Below are 21,473 nucleotides of genomic sequence, written 5' to 3' on the forward strand. Positions count from 1 at the left end.
CTCCCGAAACAGCTTATTTATAATATCATCTCTATCTTGTCTTGTCAATAACTTGTATTGATTTTAATTTTCTTTTTTTTATAATACTTTTTAATAGTATTTCTTCTCTCGATTTATCTAAAAAAAGAAGAGTAAAACTCCTTACTCTTCTTCATCTTTATTTTTATTTTCAATTCTTTCTTTGACTTCATCGTAAGATAGGGCATGATTATCTTCTTCTGAATCTCCAAGAGAATCCTCCGGCATCTTACCAGTCTCATAAATTGACTTGATTTGTCCAGCATCAAGTGTTTCATACTTAAGCAAAGCTTCTGCAATGAGAGCATGTGTTTCTCGGTTGGCATTGATAATTTCAGCTGCTTTGTCATGTGCCTCAACTAAAAGTGATCGAATTTCTTCGTCAATAAGTTGAGCTGTATGAGTTGAGTAAGACTTATCTGTCGTAAATTGTCCTGGATTCATCGCATGATTACCCTCATATTGAACTGGTCCAAGTTTTTCGCTCATACCATATTCAGTAACCATTGCACGTGCTAACTGTGTTGCTTGCTCAAAGTCATTTGAAGCACCTGATGTTTGAACGTTGAAAATAATTTCTTCTGCAACACGTCCACCCATAAGACCTGCCAATTGTTCTTTTAGCTCATCTTTAGATGACAACATCTGATCCTCTTTTGGTAGAGAAATCATATAACCACCTGCGCGACCTCGTGGAACAATAGTAACCTTGTGAACATCACGAGCGCTAGAAAGTGTTAAACCAACAATTGTATGACCTGCTTCATGGTAAGCCACAACTTTACGTTCGTGTTCTGAAACTTGGCGGTCTTTCTTAGATGGTCCAGCAATAACACGATCCTCTGCTTCGTCGATATCACTAGCATCAATTCTAGTCTTACTACGTCGTGCAGCAACTAGGGCTGCTTCATTCAAGACATTCTCTAAGTCAGCTCCAACAAAACCTGGAGTTTGTTGAGCAACAACTTTAAGGTCAACATCTTCAGCCAATGGTTTATTCTTGGCATGGACTTTCAAGATAGCTTCTCGGCCTTTTACATCTGGGCGACCAACAAGAACTTTACGGTCAAAACGTCCTGGACGTAGGAGGGCTGGATCAAGAACATCACTGCGGTTGGTTGCAGCAATGACAATGATATTCTCATTTCCATCAAAACCATCCATTTCTATCAACAGTTGGTTAAGGGTTTGTTCACGTTCGTCGTTACCGCCGCCCATTCCAGTACCACGACGACGGCCAACCGCATCGATTTCATCAATAAAGATAATAGCACGTTCGGCCTTCTTAGCGTCTTCAAAAAGACTACGAACACGACTTGCTCCGACACCGACAAACATCTCTACGAAATCAGAACCTGAGATACTAAAGAAAGGAACATCTGCTTCACCAGCAACAGCTTTAGCAAGCAGAGTTTTACCTGTCCCTGGAGGGCCTTCAAGGAGAACCCCCTTAGGGATACGTGCACCAAGTGCTTTATATTTACGTGGATTTTTGAGGAAATCTACGACTTCTACAAGTTCTTCTTTTTCTTCTTCCGCACCAGCCACATCTGTGAAACGAACTTTAATATTCTCTTTTGATTGAGTCTTAGCACGGTTGCGGCCAAAATTCATTGCACCGCGGTTACCACCTTGATTCATCATGAAAAGGAAGAAAATAGCAATCCCAATCAAAGGTAGGTAACTAAAAAGATATGAAATCCAAGCACCACTTGAACTTTCACGTATCATTTTAACATTAACATCAGCTGCTTCTGATGCTGACTGCAATTTCTGCATGGTTGTTTCATTCTGCAGCACAGTCGATGTAAAGCTACGTGTCTCTGATGATGCACTACCTAAAAATGGTAGACTAAGATCAGTATCAACCTTTTCGGCCTTTTTGTAGCTACCTTTAACTTCAATGATACTACCGTCTGGCTGATAAGTGATAGATTTTACCTTACCATCTTCAATTTTCTTAACCAACTGTGTGTAAGACAATTGTTGACTTGGGCTTTGGCTTCCTCCTGCAAAGTATTGTACTCCGGTTACAACCGCAATAATAACTATGATGTAGAGAAAAGCGTTCCGTAAGAAGCCATTATTATTTTTATTATTCATAAATTAATTAGACCTTTACTTATTTTGTATAAATTTCTTCTTTTAGGACACCGACATAAGGGAGGTTACGGTATTTTTCATCATAGTCTAGTCCGAAACCAACGATAAATTCATTAGGAACATCGTAACATACGTAATCTGCCTCAATATCAACAACACGACCTTCTGGTTTATCAAAAAGAGTTGCGATTTTGACTGAATTGGCTTTACGATACTTGAACATATCTCGAAGATAAAGGAGCGTACGACCTGTGTCAATGATATCTTCAATAAAGATGATGTCTCGTCCTTCAACATTAGTGTCAACATCTTTAAGAATCTTTACTTCACCGCTGCTGACAGTTCCGCCACCATAACTAGAAACGACCATAAAGTCCATCTCAATATGGGTGTCGATATGTTTGATAAGTTCTGCCATAAATGGAACAGCACCTTTCAAAACACAGACTAGTAAAGGATTTTTCCCCGCATAATCCTCTGTCAATTGTTGTCCTAGTTCTTTAGTTTTAGCTACGATATCCTCTTGGGAAAAGAGGACTTTTTTAATGTCTTTTTCTAACATTTGGGTTCCCTTTCTCGAAGTCAATATTCTGTTATTATACCACTTTTACTTCAATCATCGTTATTTGAACATGGTATTTGATTAGAAATTCTTATAAATGACTACAGTGCCATAAAGTATAGCATTTTCAGGTCTTTTTTTCAAATAGAGACGCCCAGCAACATAAAGAAAAATAATCTGATCATCTTGTTCTCCTATAATGGCTTTTTGACGATCCTTCTCTAAAATCTTTTTGTCTATAAATAGTCGTCTTAACTTTTTATGGTGACTACCAAGGTCAATCTTATCGCCTTCTTTTCTATGACGAATCACTATTGGGGAATCTGACCAAATACTAATAGTATCTGAGTTAGAAACGTCATTGAATTCTGAAAAACTCAAGGTATAATCCTCAAACTCAACAGATTTTCCAAATTCTAAGAGACAAGGAGGGGATAAAGAGATAGCCTCTTCTTTCCTTACTAGGAAAGAAGTCTGTGTTTTTACTAGTTCGTAACCATTTTTTAGTGGTATCTTCCCTGAACCATTTTTTCTTAGATAACTTATCAATTGATTAAATTGGCCTTTAGAAAGCTGTAAATCAGGAAAGGTATCTAAATAGTTCTGAAGAAGAAAGAGCTGGACAGAATCTGACTGTTGCTGAAAAACAGATAAATCAGTGATAGTAATATCCTTTGTTAACTCCCCTAAAGCTTGCTTCAAAAGACCAATCTCCTCGGCTAAAAGACAAAGGTGCTCCTTAAATTTAGGATTTTCCTGAGATAAGGTAGGAAGATAGGTCAGTCTGATGCGATTTCGAAGATAGGCTAGTGACGTATTACTCCGATCTTCAAAATGGAAAGTTACGGGAAGTTGATCTTTCGTAAGATGCAAAAAGGGACGAATAATCTGACCAGTGCCAAATGGTCTGATCGCTGATATTCCTGTCAGGTGTCTTAAACGACTTCCTCTCAACAGTCTCATAAAAATCGTCTCTGCTTGATCATCTGCATGATGGGCTGTTACAAGAGCAGAGTAATCATAATCTTTCATGACCCGCTTAAAAAACTCATAGCGAAAGGTACGGGCAGCATTTTCTGAAAACTTTCCTGAGAAGGCACTATAGTGAAAAGGGACCTTATGTTCCTTTGCCCAATGACGTAAATACGCTTCTTCATGCTCCGACTCTTGTCGTTGTTTATGGTTAACGTGAGCAATCCCCAACTGAATATCCAAATCTTTTTGATGGTTATACAAAAAGTGCAGCAAACTCATAGAGTCTGCTCCACCTGATACTGCTACTAAAATTTTCTTGTGCTGGTTAAAATAACCCTTGGCTTGCATCATTTGCAACAATTTTTGTGTCATTATTTTAAAATTCCATAAACATCATCTGCAATTGAGGTGATTTTGTCATAGCCCTCTTTATCCGTAAAAATCGATAGAATAAAGGGAGAATCTGCATAAACAATAGCGACGTCATGTTTAAAGTCGTAGGCATCACCAATTTTATGAGCGACGGGAACATCAATGTTTTTGGAAATACGTTCGCCATCATAGTCCGTACTTGAAAGATAAGTGATAATATCTCCATTTTGTCTATAAACAGCCTCCATCAAAGTACCTGCGGCTCTAGCAGTCAACTCCTTTTTATCCATATTCCACGAAGTCGCTGCGGCTTTATCTACTGATTTTTGGAAGGCCTTGTCATACTGATTAGTTACATAATAACCTAATATATTTGTCGCTACATTATCTGAGTTTTGGGCTACAGCCTTTAACAGATTTTCCAAACTATAATTCTTATCATCAGGCATCTTACTAATCTTTCCAGAACCATCTGAATCATAGGCACCTGGAAAACCATTTACAGCTGAGGTATATTGATACTCATCTGATAATGATAATTTCTTTTGAGACAGACGTTCCTGTGCATAATAGAGTACTCCAAGCTTGGCTACGCTTGCTGCATACATGCTTTTTTCGTCATTGATAGCAGCTACTCGGTCCGTATCTAGCTGTTTAACATAAACTGAGATGCGCTCTTGATTGTTATACTTCTCATTAAGGACTTTTTGAACAGCCTCGATGCGATTGTCAGTCATTGATAAATCAGAAGCGTTAATCCACCCCTCTCCGTCTACCAAATAGTAGATTCCTGCATGCGTCTGAGCTGCTTGGCTAACCTTAATGGGTTTAAAACTAGCGAGTTTGGAGTCAGCTTTTTCAGTTCCTAAAACGTAAGGTTCTTTGTATACCGTTAAACCATCTTTAGTCCAGAAGGTCATATCTACTGGTTTTTGATTATAGATACTGTCGTCTACAATTGATTTCTGACTAGCGGCTACATAATCACCATCTTGAAGTTGGAAAACAGGCTCACCTTTAGCATTCCAAAAAATAGCAGAAATCGATAGTTTGGTATCCGCTTGGATACTGGTTTTAAATTCTGTTAAATCCTTGTTCTTGTAAGTTAGGATAGTTGTTATCGTTCTTGGATTTTTAGGAATCTGTTTAAATTGAGTCAAGCTAGCTGTAGTATTTTGAGTCAATTTTTGGACCTGTTTTGGGGTCAGAGTTAGCTCCTTCTCCATAGGAAGTAAGACCAGGGGGCTAGAAGATACAAGCACAACAGTTGCAGCTAGTAAGAGCTTTTTCATGCTTGCTTCTTCACCTCCTCTTTCCTCGGTAATTCCGTTTTAAGTTGCTGATTTTTTTCTGATAGTTCCTCTAACTTGGCTTCTGAATAGGTTAAAAAAGTTTCTACAGTTTTTAGTAAATCTTTCATTAGGGTAATAAGCTTGGTACAGGATAGATTGACTCTCCTTCACGTGAATAATAGTACTTAGCACGCGCATATTTCTCGGCGAAAGCATCATCCTTAAGTTTCTTAGCCAAATCCTTTCGTTCCTTTGTCTGATCTGACAATTTATCATAGTCTTTCTGAAGCGACAAGACTTCCTTCTCTTGCTGTTTGATATTCATATAGGTCTCAACCAGATTGTAGGTTGGCAAGATAAAGAGTAAAACAACCACAAAGAGAATCCACCCCATAAAGCGATTCCTTTGTTCGTGTTCGGCACGCTCTAATCGTTGCTCTTGATTGGCATTATCAATGTAATCGTTCGTAAGCTGTACAATATTAGGCTTCTTGCTCATCTGCTTCAATCCTTGTTTCACTTATAATCTCGTACATTTTTGCCGCATCTTCTTTTTTAGTACTGTCTTTCATTTCTAAAACACGGACAGTTAAAAGTTTATTTCCAAAACGAACTTCCACTTGGTCACCAATTTTTAAATCTGTAGATGACTTAGCGAGTACTCCATTTACTTTTATACGTCCTTTATCAGCCACTTCTTTAGCAACTGGACGGCGTTTGATAATTCGTGATACTTTTAAATATTTGTCTAATCTCAATGTTACTGTTTCCTTTTCGTTAGGATATCTCTTCTATGATAGCATTTTTTTGAGAAAATAGGGGACTAAAGCCTTTTCAAGTACAAAAATAAGAGAATCGACACTAGTCGACCCTCTCAGGAGATTTATGAAAAAGAAAAGTTTTAGGATGTTTTATATTATAGAGAGACTTACTTAAACTTTCCTTAAGCTTCTTTTTTTTCTTTACGTTCTTTGATTTCCATAAATGTCTGTCCAAAAATCTTTAATTCTTCAAGAATCTCATAGTCTTTCTTGTTACGAACATCAAAAGTAATCTCTACTTTCCCTTGGTTATCACTGATTTTTGCTTTTAAATGCGTTTTAGAGATGGCTTCGAAATAGTCTTGAGTCAAGAAGAATTTAAGAGAGGCTTTTTCGAAACGAACAATAATAGTATCGTTCTTACGCTCGACTAATTCTGCAAAGGCAGCATCTAAATAGGCCTTAACCAGACCAATCTCAATGAGATAGGCAACTTGGTCTGGATATTCTCCAAAGCGGTCAATAAGCTCATCTTGAAGGTCTTGATAGTCTTTCTGATTCTCAATTTCTCGAATACGCTTATAAATTTCAATTTTTTGGCGCTCGTCAGAAATATAGTCGGAAGGGAGGTAAGCATCAATCTGAAGATTGAACTCTGCATTTCCTTTACGGCGAACTTGAGTTTTACCTTGACGTTTATTGATAGCCTCTTCCAAGAGTTGCGAGTACATTTCGAATCCGACTGAGTCAATGAAACCACTTTGAGAAGCACCAAGAATGTTACCGGCACCACGAATTGATAAATCACGCATGGCAATTTTGAAACCTGATCCCAGTTCTGTAAAGCCCTTAATAGCATCCAATCGCTTCTCAGAGACTTCCGTCAACACTTTATCAGGACGATACATGAGATAGGCATAAGCAATTCGATTACTACGTCCCACACGACCTCTCAACTGATAAAGAGTAGATAAGCCCATATGATCTGCATTCTCAATAAAGAGCGTATTAACGTTAGAGATATCAATCCCTGTCTCGATAATTGTCGTTGCTACCAAAACATCGTAATCACCATTCAAGAAATCCAAGAGGGTATTCTCCAACATAACCTCACTCATCTGACCATGAACAAATCCGATACGTGCTTCAGGGACCAGCTCATGTAGTTCAGAAACTTTTTGATCAATGGTTTCAACACGATTATAAACATAAAAAATCTGGCCGCCTCGGTCCATCTCTCTTAATATCGCTTCTCGAATAAGACCAGGATTGGTTTCCATAACATAAGTTTGAACTGGATAACGGTTGGTAGGTGCTGTCTCAATAATCGACAAATCACGAATACCTAACATAGACATATGAAGCGTACGAGGAATAGGTGTCGCAGTTAGCGTAAGGACATCAACCTTAGCTTTCAACTCCTTAAGTTTTTCTTTATGCTTCACGCCAAAACGTTGTTCTTCATCAATTACTAGCAAGCCTAAGTCAGAGAACTTAACATCTTTAGACAGCAGGCGGTGGGTACCGATAATAATATCAATACGCCCTTTAGCTAGATTTTCAATAGTCTCATTTTGCTCTTTTTTACTTCTAAAACGACTGAGTTCATCTACTTCAACAGCATGATTTTCAAAACGTTCTTTAAAATTCAAATAATGCTGATGGGCAAGAACTGTTGTAGGAACTAGGATAGCAACTTGCTTTCCATCATTGACTGCCTTGAAGGCAGCACGCATAGCTACCTCTGTCTTACCAAAACCAACATCACCCACCAAGAGACGATCCATGGGTTTGTCTGACTCCATGTCTGCCTTAATTTCCTTGATAGAACGCAATTGATCCTCTGTCTCAGCATAGGCAAAATCATCTTCGAAATCCCTTTGGTTATCATCATCTGGTGAAAAAGCAAAACCTTTAAGTTGACTACGCTCAGCATAAAGTTTTAAGAGATCATCGGCAATATCCTCTACTTGCTTGCTTACTTTTTGTTTAGTCTTTTGGAAACGCCCATCATTGAGTTTATTAATTTTAGGCTCTTTTCCGTCCGCTGATACATACTTAGAGAGACTCTCAATCTGCTCAACAGGTAGAGAAATTGTTGCAGCATCCTGATATTGGATGGTCAAGTAGTCACGATGCACCCCTTTAATCTCAATAGTCTCAATACCTTTAAATTGACCGGTACCATGAGTCTGGTGTACAACATAATCACCTTTTTCAAGTTCATTGTAATCTTTGAGACGCTTAGCATTGGAAACGTGACTGGCACGCGCACGACGTTTTACTTTTTTATGAAAAATCTCACGTTCAGTGACAAGAACAAGCTTTTCATCCGCAAAGTAAAAACCATTGGATAAGTTTCCTAAGACTAACTGAGGCTTATGAGGTATCAAATCTCCAAAGCTACTAAGGGGTAAATCTAAATCATATTCTTCCAAGGTTTCCTTCAAAGATTTGAGCTGCTTCTCAGACCCCACTTGTAAAATAACTGTTGCCTTATTCTTGGTATAGCGATGTATTTCATCAACTAGAAGTGGGAACTGGTTAAAGAACTCTTGCATAGGGTATTGCGTGAATTGATACAACTTATCAAATTTAAGATTTCCCAATCCCTTATGAAAATTCGAAAAGAAACTAGCTGGCTGATAGTTACGTAAAGTCTTAAATGAATCCACTAAGTAATTTAGATGACTCAGAGACTTGCCCTGATGAAGATCTTCAGTTAAAAGATTAGCCACTTCCAACTCAAGACGTCCATGGCGGTCCACTATCTTTTGAAAATCATCAATGAATACAGGAGCTCCCTTTGGAAGGTAGTCAAATAAGGTGTAAGCTTTATCATAAAAGAGAGACAAAAACTTACGTAAATCTTTATGACGGTAACCATCAATCGTAACCGAAAGAACATCCTCAAGGTAAGCCTTATGAGGACCTTCTGCCTTTGAGACCGCACTTTCCAAAGTCTTCTCAGCACGTTGGTAATCTTCTCTTGTTAAGATAATATCATCTGCCGGAGATACGATAATATGCTCTAAATTGTCTAAAGATTTCTGACTATCGCTATCAAACTGACGAATACCATCAATCTCATCTCCAAAAAATTCTAAACGGTAAGGGAGTTCTGCAGTCAGTTCATAAATATCTAAAATATCGCCCCTACGACTGAACTCACCAGGGGAGAGAACCTGCTCTACTCTTTGGTATCCAATATGAGTCAGATGCTTACTGAGAGCCTCTAAATCATGTTCCTCCCCTAGTGTTAAGTCAATGCGAGAGTCTTTATAAACCTCAGGATTAGGCAAATGTAACTTAGTACCAACTAAACTCGTAACCAAAACCCCACTGGCCTCTTTATCTATTAAAAAATTAAGACTTTCGAGACGAGAATGGGTCTTTTCTGGAGAAGCGAAGATAAACTCTGCAGCTACTACATCATCTGCAAAAAAAGAATAAACCTTATCCTCTCCTAAGATAGCTGATAAATCTCCTGTTAGTTGCTCAGCTTCATTTTGTGTTGAAGTAACGATTAGAATCTTAGGAACCTGCTCAGAAAGGGCAGATGCCATGACAACTGCCTTGCTGGAACCAGAAAATCCCATGACCAACTGCCTACTCAATAAGGTTACTTTATCACGCCACTCAAGCAATTGATGATTCTTCTCAAAAAGATCTAATAGGGTATTAGCCATTATAACGCCTCATAGTGTCTTCGAAATCATTGGTTTTAAGGTAATGATTGAGAGCCGTCTCTACCTTGTCTAAAGTCAGTAAAATTGTGGCATAATCATCTTCACTAAATTTTCCAAGGACATGATTAACGACCGTCATTCCTTTCTGTGGGCGACCAATACCAATTTTTATACGGTCAAATTCTTGAGTGCCAGTTTCAGCAATGATAGATTTAATCCCATTATGACCACCTGCTGAACCTTTTTGACGAAAGCGCAATTTCCCAACTTCCATATCTAAGTCATCGTAAATGACGATAAAATCCTCTACAGGAATATTGTAATAAGCTAGTAATGCTCTAACAGCTAGACCTGATAGATTCATAAAGGTTGTTGGTTTCACAAAATAAACCTTCTCACCATTTAAAAAGGTCGAAGCCACTTCAGCCTTAAAGGTCTTTTCCTCAGAAAAGGTTAATCCCAGTTCCTTAGCCATTAGGTCAATGGCCATAAAACCAACATTGTGACGTGTCTCATGGTATTTTGAACCAGGATTTCCCAAGCCAACTACTAATTTTGTCATTATTTCTCCTCTTCGATAAACAGCAAAAGGACTGAAAAATACTTTTCAGCCTTGTGCACTATTTTTTATTTTCTAAACGTTGAAACGGAATTCCATAATATCGCCATCTTGGACAACATATTCTTTTCCTTCTTCACGAAGGCGACCAGCTTCCTTAACAGCTTTCTCAGAACCATATTTAATGAGATCATCGTAAGACATGGTTACAGCACGGATAAATCCTTTCTCGAAGTCAGAGTGGATAATTCCTGCTGCTTGTGGAGCCTTGATGCCTCGTTTAAAGGTCCAAGCACGTACTTCTTTCTCACCAGCAGTAAAGTAAGTTCCAAGACCAAGCAAGTGATAGGCTGCGCGTGTCAGTTTATCAACTCCTGATTCTGTCAAACCAAGGTCTTCCAAGAACATTTCTTTGTCTTCATCATCCAATTCAGAAATTTCTTCCTCAACACGTGCCGAGATAACAACTACTTCTGCATTTTCAGTCGCTGCAAACTCACGAATTTGTTTGACATAATCAATATCATCAGGATTTGCGACTTGGTCTTCATCAACGTTAGCCACATAAAGTACTGGTTTTGTTGTCAAGAGGAAGAGTCCCTTAACAATTTTTTGCTCTTCCTCAGTAAAATCAATCGTACGTGCAGACTTACCATCTTCTAGAACAGGTTTAATCTTTTGAAGAATATTAAACTCTGCCACAGAATCTTTATCTTTTTGTGTACGCGCAATTTTTTCGACACGCGCATAACGTTTGTTAATTGATTCAAGGTCAGCCAAAATCAATTCTAGGTTGATTGTATCGATATCAGCCATCGGATCTACAAAGGCATCCTCACGCCCTTGTTCACGCATAACATTTTCATCATCGAAAGCACGAACCACATGGACAATCGCATCTACTTCACGAATGTTCGCCAAGAACTTATTTCCAAGACCTTCACCCTTTGATGCTCCTTTTACGATACCCGCAATATCTGTGAACTCAAATGTGGTTGGAACTGTCTTTTTAGGGGTAATAAGTTCAGTCAGTTTCGTCAAACGCTCGTCTGGTACCTCAACCATTCCGACGTTTGGATCAATTGTCGCGAAAGGATAGTTAGCAGCTTCCGCACCCGCTTTTGTAATTGCATTGAAAAGAGTTGATTTACCAACGTTTGGCAAACCAACGATACCTGCTGTTAAAGCCATTAATTTATTTCTCCATAAAAAAGTAATTCAGTTAATTATAACACAAAAATTGTTAAAATTAGGCAACTTCCCTTTGAGAATCAGAAAAAGGGAAGCAAGGCAAAGAATGCTATAAAGAAGATAATTGGGGACTCTAGAAAGTTTTTATATTGCTAGTAAACTAATTTCCTTAACATAAGAATCTCCTTATCTAGACTCCTCAATGTCTGTTATAAAATCTTCTTAAGTTTCTTTTCGAAATCATGACGACTCATCATAACCACATGATCACAATTCGTACAACGGATCTTAATGTCAGCTCCAAGACGGGTCACTTCCCATTCATTAGCTTTTTTTCCTGTTGCTTTGATGGTACAAGCATGTGGTTTTTTCATTTCAACTAAACTTCCAATTTGATACATAGACTTCCTCTCTAGTAAAAAAGTTATCCACAGTGGATAACTTTTTCGATTTTAGTTTGTTCTTACAGGTGTAATCAATTGAATAAAATTCTCACTGTCATCTGCTGGCGTCAAAGTAAATGGGCGCACTGGTGAAATGAAACGTACACGGACAGTCTCACTCTTAAGAGCTTTCAAAGCATCTATTAGGTAGGTTGGGTTGAAACTAATGACCAAATCACTACCTGAAACATCTTGCACGTCAATATCCTCATTCACCTTTCCGACTTCTGGTGAATTAACATGGGCACTGACACTGCCATTGATGATTTCGAGTTTGACGGTACCACTTTGACTAGCATTAGAAATCAAATATGAACGTTCCATAGCAGAACGAAGGCTAGCTGTCTCGAAAACAACTTCTGTTTCAAATGAATCAGACAAGAGACGATTTGTGTCTGGATAATTTCCTTCAAGTAGACGTGTATAGAAAGAAATTGTTTCACTACGGAATAGAATTTGATTTGCTGAGAAGAAAACCTCTAAGTTTTCAATATCATCGCTAAAGACTGCCGATAATTCTTTAAGTGAGCGACTTGGGATTACAACATCAAAGTTATCTGCAGAATGCTCCAAAACAAGTTGGCGTTGGCTCATACGGTGAGAGTCCGTTGCTACAGCTTTGAGATCTTTATGATTTGAAAGAACGAAGTGAACACCGGTTAAAATTGGACGACTTTCTTGTGTGCTTGCTGCGAATGAAGTTTCAGCAATGATAGATTTTAACACTTTTGTGTCCATGAGTAATGGTGTCAAACTATCAACTTCCTGAATACGGGGATATTGTTCAACATCTTTCCCTTTTAAGGTAATTTCTGATTTACCACTCTTCAGTAAAACTTGGTATTGTTCGATTTCTTCAAAAGTAAGGGTAACATCAGGCAAGCTTGAGACAACATTAATGAAAAAGTTGGCTTCCAAAAGGATACTACCTGGCTGTGTAATTAATAGGCCTGCATTTTCTTCTGAAACTGAGATACTATTTTCAATTGAGATTTGCCCATTTGATCCTGTCAAATAGATACCATCACTGGTAACTTCGATTTTAATCGTTGATAGAATTGGGATAGCATTTTTAGAAGAAATAGCACGGCGAGTCGTATGAAGTGCTTGTAAGAAATAAGCTTTATTAATAGCAAATTGAATCATGATGCTCCTTTATTTTATTAGTATTATTTTAGTAGTAGTAGTAGGTCTTGTGGACACTGTGCATAAGTCTACAAAACATAGTTTTATCAATGCTTTAAACTTGTGCACAGCCTGTGGAAAAGTTTGGATAATTTTTAATAGTTATCCACAAGTATCATTTTATCTTGTTTTTGATGGTATCAATTTCAATGCGTAAACTGTCATCTTGAGCAATCATATTTTTGATTTTATTGTATGCATGTAAGACAGTTGAGTGGTCTCTTCCTCCAAATTCTTTTCCAATTTTCGGAAGAGAGTTATCAGTCATTTCACGCGCAAGATACATGGCTACCTGACGTGCCAAGACAATATTTTGTGTTCGTTTAGTTGCCTTGATCTCTTTTACAGTGACATTATAAAATTTTCCTACCTCAGTTTGGATATCCTCAATCGGAATAAGAGTTAACTTAGGACCATCCATTTTACGTGCGCGAATGGCTTCAGCAGCTACTTCAACTGTGATAGTATCTAACTGGCGAACATTGGCAACTAAGCTAATATCTTTTAAGGCTCCTTCTAAGTCACGGACATTTGAATCAAATTGGCCAGCTAAATACTCAATTGTTTCAGGAGGAAAATGATAATCATAGTCCATAATCTTATTAGTAAGAATGGCCACTCGCGTTTCAAAGTCAGGTGGTGTGATATTGACGGTTAACCCCCATTTGAAGCGCGTGACAAGACGCTCTTCCATTTCGTTCAATTGATCTGGATTACGGTCGCTGGTCAGGACAATTTGTTTATTATTATTGTGAAGGACATTGAAAGTATTGAAAAATTCCTCTTGAGTGGCTTGCGTTGATTTTTTAGCCAAAGATTGAATATCATCAATTAAGAGAACGTCCAGATGACGGTATTTAAGTTTTAGTTCATCCATTTTATCTAAACGGATATGGACAACAAATTCATTAATGAAATTCTCTGCAGTAATGTATTTGATACGTGCTTGAGGATTATCATGTAAGACCTTGTTACCAATGGCATTGAGTAAGTGAGTTTTTCCGAGACCAGGTCCTCCATAAATAAATAGAGGGTTATACGTAGCTCCTGGTGAATCAGCTACAGCTAAAGATGCAGCAACTGACCAACGGTTTTCATCCCCCTGAATAAAATTATCAAAGGTGTACTTACTATTCAAGTCAGAGTCCAATGTAGGAAGAGCAGGTGTTTGCTGTTCCTTTTTATTGCCAAAGTCATTGTTTGTTACAGTTGAATTTGCCTCGTTTAAGAGTGCTTCGTCAAAGACGTACTCAACTTTGATTTCACTATTATAGGCTTCAAAACCAGCCATCAAAATGAAAGATTGCATATTCTTTTCCCAGAATAGCTTTTTGACTTCCTCAAGCAGAATTGTAGCAACGTTATCTTGAACTTTGATGAGCTTGGTATCTAGGACATAATAATCAAAAGTGGCTTGTGTTAGTTCCTCTTTGGCCAGCTCTAAGAGCTTATTCCAAAAAAAATGCTCTTTTTCGGTCATTCCATCAATTCTCCTTCTTTATTCTTGTTCTCTGATTCTATCATAAAACAAAAAAGTTTTCCACAGGTCCGAAGATAAAAGTTCCCTAAGTTATCCACAAGGAAAAAAAGACAATTCACATTGTGCACAAGAGTTATCCACAAGTTGTGAATAAAAAAAGAAACCCTCTCAAATAAAGGGAGGGCAACCATTTTATGATGTGGATAAGTTTGTTTCTTTTTTCTCCTCAATTCACAGGTCAAATAAGCTTGTTGATAATTCTGTTAAAATCTTCTTCCGTCGAAAAGTGGATCTGAATAGTTCCAGAGTGATTTTTGTGATAACGAAGAGTAACGGGGAGACCAAGTGATTTTTCCAGTTCTTTTTCTTTATCTTTTATATGAATATCTTTTTTTGATTTTTGTTTTTTTGGAAGTTCTTGAAGTCTTTTTTCCAGGGTACGAACTGACCATTTTTCAGTAAGGACCTGATGATAGATAGTTAATTGCTTTTTTGTATCCTCAACAGCTAAAAGTGCTCTAGCATGTCCTTGACTCAGTTTGCCATTTTCGATACTCGTCTGTATCTCTTGGGGAAGTTGGAGGAGTCTGAGAGCGTTACTGATATAAGGTCTGGATTTCCCCATAGCTTTCGCCAGTTCCTCGTGACTATAAGCTAGCTCATTAATTAAACTACGATAGGCCTTTGCTTCTTCAATGGGATTGAGATTCGATCGTTGTAAATTTTCAATAATAGCTTGTTTACGACTCTCTTGATCTGTAACTTCCTTTACAACTGCAGGGATTTCTGTCATTCCTAGACGTTTACAGGCACGTAAACGTCTTTCCCCAGCAATTAGTTCATAACCAATAATATCCGATTTTCGGACAATGATTGGCTGTATTAGTCCATTTTCTGCAATCGATTGGCTTAGCTCCGCTAATTCTTCATCAGAGAACTCTATACGAGGTTGAAAAGGATTGGGATAGATGTCACTAATAGGTAAAGCTTTGAGTTGTTCTTGCATGTTATTCCTTTCCAAAAAAGACCTTTACATTATTGTAAAGGTCTTTTGACAGATTTGTCAATGACTTAGTCAGACAAGTCTTCTGTAGATTTTGTTAATTTAAGTTCTTCAGTTTTCTTCTCTTTACCACGATAGAAGGTTACCTTGATTGTATCTCCAATACTATGGCTGTAAAGATTGGTTTGAATATCAGTTTTTGAGCTGATTTCCTTACCGTCAATTTCAGTGATAACATCATTTTCTTGAAGTTTACCGTCAGCTGGCATACCTTTTTGAACGCTGCCGACTACAACTCCAGCTTTCACATCATCTGGTAAATCTAATTTAGAAGTTGCACTGCTAGAAAGGCTATTAAGATCGGCCATTGAGATTCCTAGGGCTGGTCGTGTAACTTTACCGTCTTTTTCCAATTGATTGATGATTTCGACAACATCGTTTGATGGAATGGCAAATCCCATACCTTCAACGGCGCTACCAGCGACTGCTGACGTTGATGAAATTTTACTTGAGTTAATACCGATAACTTGACCTTCGATATTGACTAAGGCACCACCTGAGTTACCAGGGTTAATGGCAGCATCTGTTTGGATAGCATTTGTTGAAACAGTTTCACCATTGTCGTTTTGCATAGTTACGGTACGGCTAAGGCTAGAAACGATTCCCTCTGTTACTGAGTTGGCATATTCGGTACCAAGTGGGCTACCGATAGCAATTGCCTTCTCACCGACTGTGAGAGAGTTTGAGTCTGCAAATTCTGCTACGGTTTTAATTTTATCTGAAGAAACTTTGACAACTGCTAGGTCAGAGTAAGTATCTTTACCAACGAGTTCACCAGTAATTTTTGATCCATCTGAAAGCATGATTTCAAGTTTTTTAGCGCCATCGACAACGTGGTTGTTGGTTACGATATAAGCCTCTTTACCATCCTTTTTATAGATGACACCGGAACCTTCACCAGCGACTTGCAACCCATCAGAATCTTTTGATTTGTCTTGGCTAGAATCAGAACTATCATCTCCACCAAAGATACGGCCATAAAGTTCATTTAGAGAATCTGAAGATGACCCTTCTTGGTAATTGATGACAGAAACAACGGCATTTTGTACTTTCTTAACAGCTTTAGTTGTATCTGTTGTATTACTGTATACGGTCTTAGCTGTTTTAACACCTGTATCGGTTGAATTGGTAAAAGATACCCCTGCTGCTGTTAGTAGGATAAAGGCACCTAGTAAACCACCTAGTAAGCCAATAACAAGCATTGCAATTGGCGCTACTATTTTTTTCCAGTTAAATTTTTTCACGTTTAGTCCTCCTTTTTGATAAACATATCAAAGTAAGCTTAATTATATCATAAAGTGATTTTAAAAAACAGTTATCAACAGTCTGTGGATAAGTTTCAAAAAGTGTAGATAAGAAGCTATTTTATAGGGATAACTAAAGATTCTTAACAGTAAAAAGGTGTGGATAAGGTGTTAAAAGATTGTGGATATGTGCTATAATAAGCCTATGAAAGTTAAATTGATTACCGTTGGAAAATTGAAAGAAAAATATTTGAAAGATGGCATTGCGGAGTATGTCAAACGACTAGGACGCTTTACAAAATTTGAGTCTATAGAATTAACGGATGAAAAGACGCCAGATAATGCAAGCGAAGCTGAAAATAAAGCTATCCTAGACAAAGAGGGACAGCGTATCTTGGCTAAAGTAGGTGATCGTGATTATGTCATTGCCTTAGCTATTGAAGGAAAACAATTTCCCTCAGAACAATTTGCTAAAGAGTTAGAGCAAGCGACTCTTAGAGGCTATTCAGATATTACTTTTATTATAGGGGGAAGTTTGGGACTCTCTCCTACAGTGAAAAAGAGGGCTAATCAATTAATGAGTTTTGGTCTCTTAACGTTCCCTCATCAGCTTATGCGCCTTGTATTAGTAGAACAAATTTATCGCGCATTCATGATTCAGCAGGGAAGTCCTTACCATAAGTAGAAGAAGGAAACAGACATGTTCAGAATGAAAAAACGCTCCTATCGTGTTTTTGAAGGATTACGGGTAGCAACTCTAGTAAGTTATATAGGGGGCTTCATTGATGCCTATACTTACAATACTCAAGACGGACGATTTGCAAGTATTCAGACAGGTAATCTCCTTTATTTGGTTATTCATCTTGTTGAGGGGCATATTGCAAGAGCTTTCAGCTATGTGATACCTATTTTTTTCTTTGTTTTAGGTCAGTTTTTTGTTTTTTTTGTTAAGAAGTGGCTCATTAACCATAAATGGGGATGGCATTTGCAAGCGATTAGACTTGCCTTTCTCTTGATGACTATTCTCGCCATTATTACACCTTACGTTGATTCTACTATTACGATTGCAGGCCTGGCATTTTTTGCCTCTCTTCAGGTAGGGATTTTTAAGCGCGTCAGAGGGGTAAATTATGCTTCCTTCATGATGACTGGTAATATTACGAATACCTCTTTAACCGTTGCCAGGGCTATTGACGAGGGGGATCCCAAAGTGCTTAAACAAGCTTCTTACACTACTATTATCATCTTTACATTTATGGTAGGAGTTGCAGCCTCAACTTGGTTTGCTCAATATTTACATGAATACAGCCTATATACGACTTTGCTTCCCTTGCTTGTTTTAAACTATTTCCTATTTATCGAGGCAAAAGAAAAACGCAACTAGAGATTCTAGATTGCGTTTTTTATCTGATCCCAGCAGGATTCGAACCTGCGACCGTTCGCTTAGAAGGCGAATGCTCTATCCAGCTGAGCTATGGGACCAATAACTCTATTAGTTTACAAAATATATAGCAACATGTCAATACTTTGTAAAAGCAAGATAAAAACTAACGTAAAATTCGAATAAATTTAGCAAAATTTAATATTTTTTTTGAAAAAAAGTATAGACAAAATCGAATACTCTGATATAATAATAAGAGTATTAACGAGATAAAAATCTCAGAACTTGGTCCGTTGGTCAAGGGGTTAAGACACCGCCTTTTCACGGCGGTAACACGGGTTCGAATCCCGTACGGACTATTTTTGCTACTTAGCAGTTTTATCCGCCATAGCTCAGTTGGTAGTAGCGCATGACTGTTAATCATGATGTCGTAGGTTCGAGTCCTACTGGCGGAGTGATAAGACACCTCAAGTTGTATAGCTTGAGTTTTTTTGTACCCAAAGATAAATAGGTCTGGAACAATTGTTCCAAACCTATTTAATTTTATTTAAGATAATCAGCAGTTTTGAATAACGGTTATTTTTCTGATGAAATAAGCGTAGCAACAAAATATGATACTTGCCAATAGACTAATCAATAAACCTGTCTTAAGACCATAGGGAATGAAGGTTAGAACAACTTCACCTTTCCCACTAGGGACATCAACTTTCATGAACCCCTTTTGGGCTCGTTGAATCTTAACTTTTTTATGGTTTATGGTCGCTGTCCACCCCTTATCGTATGGAATGGTGAAGAATAGTGAGGCATTCGTTTTACTACTATAATCAACGAACACTTTATTATTTGACGTCGTAACCTTACTATCACGTTCATTAATAGTATCCATAGCTATCTGATAGTTTTGAGTATCAAGGGCATAAAAACTAGGATTATCAAAGGATATTGCTTTATTGCCAGGAAAACTAAGTTTGATGGTAACCATTGATTCTGTTTCAAAGTAGCCAAGATCGAAGAAATCAAAGGTATTATCAGTAACTTGATTCCTTGTCACACCATTTACAGTAATTGACAGAGAGTGGTTATTGTCATCGGACCAAGAAATATTAGGAATACTAACATAGAGTTGACTATGTGGTGGAGCGATGACTCGATAGGTTATTGTAACAAAATCTATATTCGAGTTGCTAACGTTTTTAGCCACGCGCTGATTCAAAGACTTAGCATCTTTATCAAATAGTTGAGATGGAGCTCGTTTAAAATAGTTTAAGTTGAGTCCAGATAGAGCATTTAGCAAGCTAGTTTGATTGTCAAGCGTATTGACAGTGAAGTCAATATTCTTGTAAATGCCATCAGTTAAGATAGCAAGCTGGCTTGCATTATTATTTTGATAAAGCCCTATTGTTTTTTCAGAAGTTACGTGATTAAAACCATACTTATTAAGGTCAAAGTTCGATAAATTATATTTTATTCCGAAGAGACTATCAGCGATAATGGTGTTATTTTGGTAACGTAGGTTTAAATTAGTCCCTTCAGATTTGAAGCCTAACCTATCGAGTGTTGAGCTTGAAGCAGTATTTCGAATGGATGAGAACTGAGAGATACCATTATAGTTGAATTTCATACTGTCGTTACCAGTTTGAGCCTCTAACCTTTCAGTACGGTAAAAAGTCTTATTTGCTTGCTTAGTATCTGAAACTAGTTTTGTAATGGCAGACATATTTCGTAGGTAGCCTTCACGAGTTGGGAATACCCACTCATTTCCCAGAGCTCCAACAACATAGTAAGTACTTAATGCAAGCTCAAAAATGCAGAATAAGAAGGTGAAACAGCGAAAAACACTCCCAGGAATTTGCTGTCTAAAATAGCTAATAAATAGAATGGCATAGGCTAGAAGAAATGCTAGGCTTAATAGCCAGGAGACTGATTCAATGAAGCTATAGTGAGATTGGAAAATCCAAGTTAGTAAGTAAGCGGTACACAATCCTAAGAAAGATAGGAGGAGTCTTTTAAAAGAAAAGTTTTTAATTCGGTTGAGTGTTTCTCCTGCCAAAAGAACAATTAGGAGAGATAGGAGCCAAGAATAGCGATGGAGAAACATGTTGGGTGCATGCATTCCTTGCCAAAACAAATCAAGAGGCTGTAAGTAGAAGCTAGCGATAAAGAAAGCTACTAATAAGAGATAACCTAGACGTAATGATAGCTTGACTTCCCTACTAATAAAGAAAAGTAGAAAAAGAATCAAAGGTAAGATTCCCACATAAATCATAGGGATTGACCCAAATTTAGTAGTATCGTAAACTCCAACGAGATTTTTCGCAAAGAAGTCAAAATAATAGGTGGACTCTGTCAACAAACTTGACGCACCTGTAAACTTTTCACCATGTGTGGTCAAGTCAAGTAGTGTAGGCAGTAACATGACAGCACTACTTAAACCAGCAAGTATAGAAACAATTCCAAAGTCTATGAAATGAAGAATCTTACTCTTCCATCCCTTGATAGTTATCAATTGTACTATGGTGTAAAGGGTTAGGAAAATAGCCATCATATAACCAAAATAGTAATTTTGGATAAAAAGACAGGTTAGGCTAAAAAAGTATAAGCCCCGTTTATTGAATCTTAGTAAGAGGTGTAAACCTAATATGATTAGAGGTGCTAGAATAAAGGCATCTAGCCAGGTATTAATTTCTAACTGACTGGTAGCGAAGCTCATCAAAGAAAATCCTGTAGAAAGACATAGGATGAAACTTCTTGACACTTTTGTAAAGAGCCGCTTAAAACTAAAAGCTCCTGATAACCCAATAAGGCCGAATTTAAGGAGTGTTATATAATAAAAAGCATCGGCCATTTGGTTGACAGTAAAGAAATAGTAAAGTGGAGACAAGAAGGAACCTAGGTAATAGCTTGTTAGAGCATAGAAATTAAGCCCTAGACCACTTGTGAAGGTGTAAAAGAGGCTCCCATCTCCATGAAGTATATTCCTAAGTTCAGTCGCAAATATCACATATTGATGAAAACCATCACTTGTTAAAATAGTTCTTTCACTACCTGGATAGATTTTTTGGCTGAAAAGGACACCTATCATGATTATTACAGGTATGAAAAAAGCAGCCAGATAAAATAATGAGGTCGTTTGGTATTTTTTATTTGTCATAATG

At 37.6% G+C, this 21,473-nt stretch carries 18 protein-coding genes and 3 tRNA genes; 4 read left to right on the forward strand and 17 right to left on the reverse strand.

Annotation, left to right across the window (positions count from 1 at the left end; genetic code table 11):
- Positions 1 to 141: 141 nt before the first annotated feature.
- The 15 genes from ftsH to HMPREF3112_RS09990 all read right to left on the reverse strand — a co-directional run bounded on the left by ftsH (position 142) and on the right by HMPREF3112_RS09990 (position 16,937).
- Positions 142 to 2,121 (reverse strand): ATP-dependent zinc metalloprotease FtsH, encoded by a 1,980-nt coding sequence (ftsH, locus tag HMPREF3112_RS09915; protein ID WP_048676416.1) that lies wholly within the window; start codon positions 2,119 to 2,121, stop codon positions 142 to 144.
- Between the two features lie 19 nt (positions 2,122 to 2,140).
- Positions 2,141 to 2,683 carry a hypoxanthine phosphoribosyltransferase gene (gene hpt, locus HMPREF3112_RS09920; protein ID WP_002883962.1) on the reverse strand — a complete coding sequence of 181 codons (543 nt, stop codon included), beginning with the start codon at positions 2,681 to 2,683 and terminating at the stop codon, positions 2,141 to 2,143.
- Between the two features lie 81 nt (positions 2,684 to 2,764).
- Entirely contained in the window at positions 2,765 to 4,030 is a 1,266-nt protein-coding gene (tilS, locus tag HMPREF3112_RS09925; RefSeq protein ID WP_048676418.1) for a tRNA lysidine(34) synthetase TilS, read from the reverse strand.
- On the reverse strand, positions 4,030 to 5,322 hold the full coding sequence (locus tag HMPREF3112_RS09930) for a serine hydrolase (protein WP_048676420.1): 1,293 nt from the start codon (positions 5,320 to 5,322) through the stop codon (positions 4,030 to 4,032). The genes tilS and HMPREF3112_RS09930 overlap by 1 nt, the downstream gene beginning before the upstream one ends.
- A complete protein-coding gene (locus HMPREF3112_RS09935; RefSeq protein ID WP_002883955.1) occupies positions 5,319 to 5,450 on the reverse strand; it encodes an SP_0009 family protein in 132 nt (43 codons plus the stop codon). The genes HMPREF3112_RS09930 and HMPREF3112_RS09935 overlap by 4 nt, the downstream gene beginning before the upstream one ends.
- Complete coding sequence (locus HMPREF3112_RS09940; RefSeq protein ID WP_002886276.1) at positions 5,450 to 5,821, reverse strand: FtsB family cell division protein; 372 nt, start codon at positions 5,819 to 5,821, stop codon at positions 5,450 to 5,452. The genes HMPREF3112_RS09935 and HMPREF3112_RS09940 overlap by 1 nt, the downstream gene beginning before the upstream one ends.
- Positions 5,805 to 6,080, reverse strand: a complete 276-nt coding sequence (locus tag HMPREF3112_RS09945) for an RNA-binding S4 domain-containing protein (RefSeq protein WP_002883975.1) — start codon at positions 6,078 to 6,080, stop codon at positions 5,805 to 5,807. The genes HMPREF3112_RS09940 and HMPREF3112_RS09945 overlap by 17 nt, the downstream gene beginning before the upstream one ends.
- A gap of 185 nt (positions 6,081 to 6,265) precedes the next feature.
- A complete protein-coding gene (mfd, locus tag HMPREF3112_RS09950; RefSeq protein WP_070439650.1) occupies positions 6,266 to 9,772 on the reverse strand; it encodes a transcription-repair coupling factor in 3,507 nt (1,168 codons plus the stop codon).
- Complete coding sequence (gene pth, locus HMPREF3112_RS09955; RefSeq protein ID WP_002883957.1) at positions 9,765 to 10,334, reverse strand: aminoacyl-tRNA hydrolase; 570 nt, start codon at positions 10,332 to 10,334, stop codon at positions 9,765 to 9,767. The genes mfd and pth overlap by 8 nt, the downstream gene beginning before the upstream one ends.
- Positions 10,335 to 10,406: 72 nt before the next feature.
- Positions 10,407 to 11,522, reverse strand: coding sequence for a redox-regulated ATPase YchF (gene ychF / locus HMPREF3112_RS09960; RefSeq protein WP_002883967.1), 1,116 nt, complete (start codon positions 11,520 to 11,522; stop codon positions 10,407 to 10,409).
- A gap of 209 nt (positions 11,523 to 11,731) precedes the next feature.
- A complete protein-coding gene (locus HMPREF3112_RS09965) occupies positions 11,732 to 11,923 on the reverse strand; it encodes a DUF951 domain-containing protein (protein WP_002883961.1) in 192 nt (63 codons plus the stop codon).
- 51 nt (positions 11,924 to 11,974) lie between these two features.
- Positions 11,975 to 13,111: a DNA polymerase III subunit beta gene (gene dnaN, locus HMPREF3112_RS09970; RefSeq protein ID WP_002883965.1), complete on the reverse strand. Its 1,137-nt coding sequence runs from the start codon at positions 13,109 to 13,111 to the stop codon at positions 11,975 to 11,977.
- A 154-nt stretch (positions 13,112 to 13,265) separates the two neighbouring features.
- Complete coding sequence (gene dnaA, locus HMPREF3112_RS09975) at positions 13,266 to 14,630, reverse strand: chromosomal replication initiator protein DnaA (RefSeq protein ID WP_049553505.1); 1,365 nt, start codon at positions 14,628 to 14,630, stop codon at positions 13,266 to 13,268.
- A gap of 238 nt (positions 14,631 to 14,868) precedes the next feature.
- Entirely contained in the window at positions 14,869 to 15,636 is a 768-nt protein-coding gene (locus HMPREF3112_RS09985; RefSeq protein WP_014635206.1) for a ParB/RepB/Spo0J family partition protein, read from the reverse strand.
- Positions 15,637 to 15,701: 65 nt separating this feature from the next.
- Positions 15,702 to 16,937, reverse strand: coding sequence for a S1C family serine protease (locus HMPREF3112_RS09990; protein ID WP_070439652.1), 1,236 nt, complete (start codon positions 16,935 to 16,937; stop codon positions 15,702 to 15,704).
- Positions 16,938 to 17,142: 205 nt separating this feature from the next.
- Here HMPREF3112_RS09990 and rlmH point away from each other — a divergent pair, with 205 nt between their 5' ends.
- Complete coding sequence (gene rlmH / locus HMPREF3112_RS09995) at positions 17,143 to 17,622, forward strand: 23S rRNA (pseudouridine(1915)-N(3))-methyltransferase RlmH (RefSeq protein WP_014632473.1); 480 nt, start codon at positions 17,143 to 17,145, stop codon at positions 17,620 to 17,622.
- A gap of 15 nt (positions 17,623 to 17,637) precedes the next feature.
- Positions 17,638 to 18,321 carry a YoaK family protein gene (locus tag HMPREF3112_RS10000; protein WP_002883977.1) on the forward strand — a complete coding sequence of 228 codons (684 nt, stop codon included), beginning with the start codon at positions 17,638 to 17,640 and terminating at the stop codon, positions 18,319 to 18,321.
- Between the two features lie 24 nt (positions 18,322 to 18,345).
- Here the strand turns inward: HMPREF3112_RS10000 and HMPREF3112_RS10005 are convergent.
- A tRNA-Arg gene (locus tag HMPREF3112_RS10005) sits at positions 18,346 to 18,419 on the reverse strand.
- Between the two features lie 186 nt (positions 18,420 to 18,605).
- Here HMPREF3112_RS10005 and HMPREF3112_RS10010 point away from each other — a divergent pair.
- Together HMPREF3112_RS10010 and HMPREF3112_RS10015 are read left to right on the forward strand one after the other, a co-directional pair.
- A tRNA-Glu gene (locus HMPREF3112_RS10010) sits at positions 18,606 to 18,677 on the forward strand.
- A 22-nt stretch (positions 18,678 to 18,699) separates the two neighbouring features.
- Positions 18,700 to 18,773, forward strand: a tRNA-Asn gene (locus HMPREF3112_RS10015).
- Positions 18,774 to 18,874: 101 nt separating this feature from the next.
- Here HMPREF3112_RS10015 and HMPREF3112_RS10020 read toward each other — a convergent pair.
- Positions 18,875 to 21,469: a YfhO family protein gene (locus HMPREF3112_RS10020; RefSeq protein ID WP_070439654.1), complete on the reverse strand. Its 2,595-nt coding sequence runs from the start codon at positions 21,467 to 21,469 to the stop codon at positions 18,875 to 18,877.
- Positions 21,470 to 21,473: the final 4 nt, after the last annotated feature.

Source organism: Streptococcus sp. HMSC10E12 (genome assembly GCF_001807855.1).
Lineage (GTDB): Bacteria > Bacillota > Bacilli > Lactobacillales > Streptococcaceae > Streptococcus > Streptococcus salivarius.

Coding starts and splice junctions, on each gene's coding strand:
- ychF (WP_002883967.1), bottom strand. CDS start 11,522: ATGGCTTTAACAGCAGGTATCGTTGGTTTGCCAAACGTTGGTAAATCA.
- HMPREF3112_RS09935 (WP_002883955.1), bottom strand. CDS start 5,450: ATGAAAGATTTACTAAAAACTGTAGAAACTTTTTTAACCTATTCAGAA.
- dnaN (WP_002883965.1), bottom strand. CDS start 13,111: ATGATTCAATTTGCTATTAATAAAGCTTATTTCTTACAAGCACTTCAT.
- HMPREF3112_RS09930 (WP_048676420.1), bottom strand. CDS start 5,322: ATGAAAAAGCTCTTACTAGCTGCAACTGTTGTGCTTGTATCTTCTAGC.
- pth (WP_002883957.1), bottom strand. CDS start 10,334: ATGACAAAATTAGTAGTTGGCTTGGGAAATCCTGGTTCAAAATACCAT.
- dnaA (WP_049553505.1), bottom strand. CDS start 14,630: ATGACCGAAAAAGAGCATTTTTTTTGGAATAAGCTCTTAGAGCTGGCC.
- mfd (WP_070439650.1), bottom strand. CDS start 9,772: ATGGCTAATACCCTATTAGATCTTTTTGAGAAGAATCATCAATTGCTT.
- HMPREF3112_RS10000 (WP_002883977.1), top strand. CDS start 17,638: ATGTTCAGAATGAAAAAACGCTCCTATCGTGTTTTTGAAGGATTACGG.
- HMPREF3112_RS09985 (WP_014635206.1), bottom strand. CDS start 15,636: ATGCAAGAACAACTCAAAGCTTTACCTATTAGTGACATCTATCCCAAT.
- hpt (WP_002883962.1), bottom strand. CDS start 2,683: ATGTTAGAAAAAGACATTAAAAAAGTCCTCTTTTCCCAAGAGGATATC.
- ftsH (WP_048676416.1), bottom strand. CDS start 2,121: ATGAATAATAAAAATAATAATGGCTTCTTACGGAACGCTTTTCTCTAC.
- HMPREF3112_RS09965 (WP_002883961.1), bottom strand. CDS start 11,923: ATGTATCAAATTGGAAGTTTAGTTGAAATGAAAAAACCACATGCTTGT.
- rlmH (WP_014632473.1), top strand. CDS start 17,143: ATGAAAGTTAAATTGATTACCGTTGGAAAATTGAAAGAAAAATATTTG.
- HMPREF3112_RS09940 (WP_002886276.1), bottom strand. CDS start 5,821: ATGAGCAAGAAGCCTAATATTGTACAGCTTACGAACGATTACATTGAT.
- tilS (WP_048676418.1), bottom strand. CDS start 4,030: ATGACACAAAAATTGTTGCAAATGATGCAAGCCAAGGGTTATTTTAAC.
- HMPREF3112_RS10020 (WP_070439654.1), bottom strand. CDS start 21,469: ATGACAAATAAAAAATACCAAACGACCTCATTATTTTATCTGGCTGCT.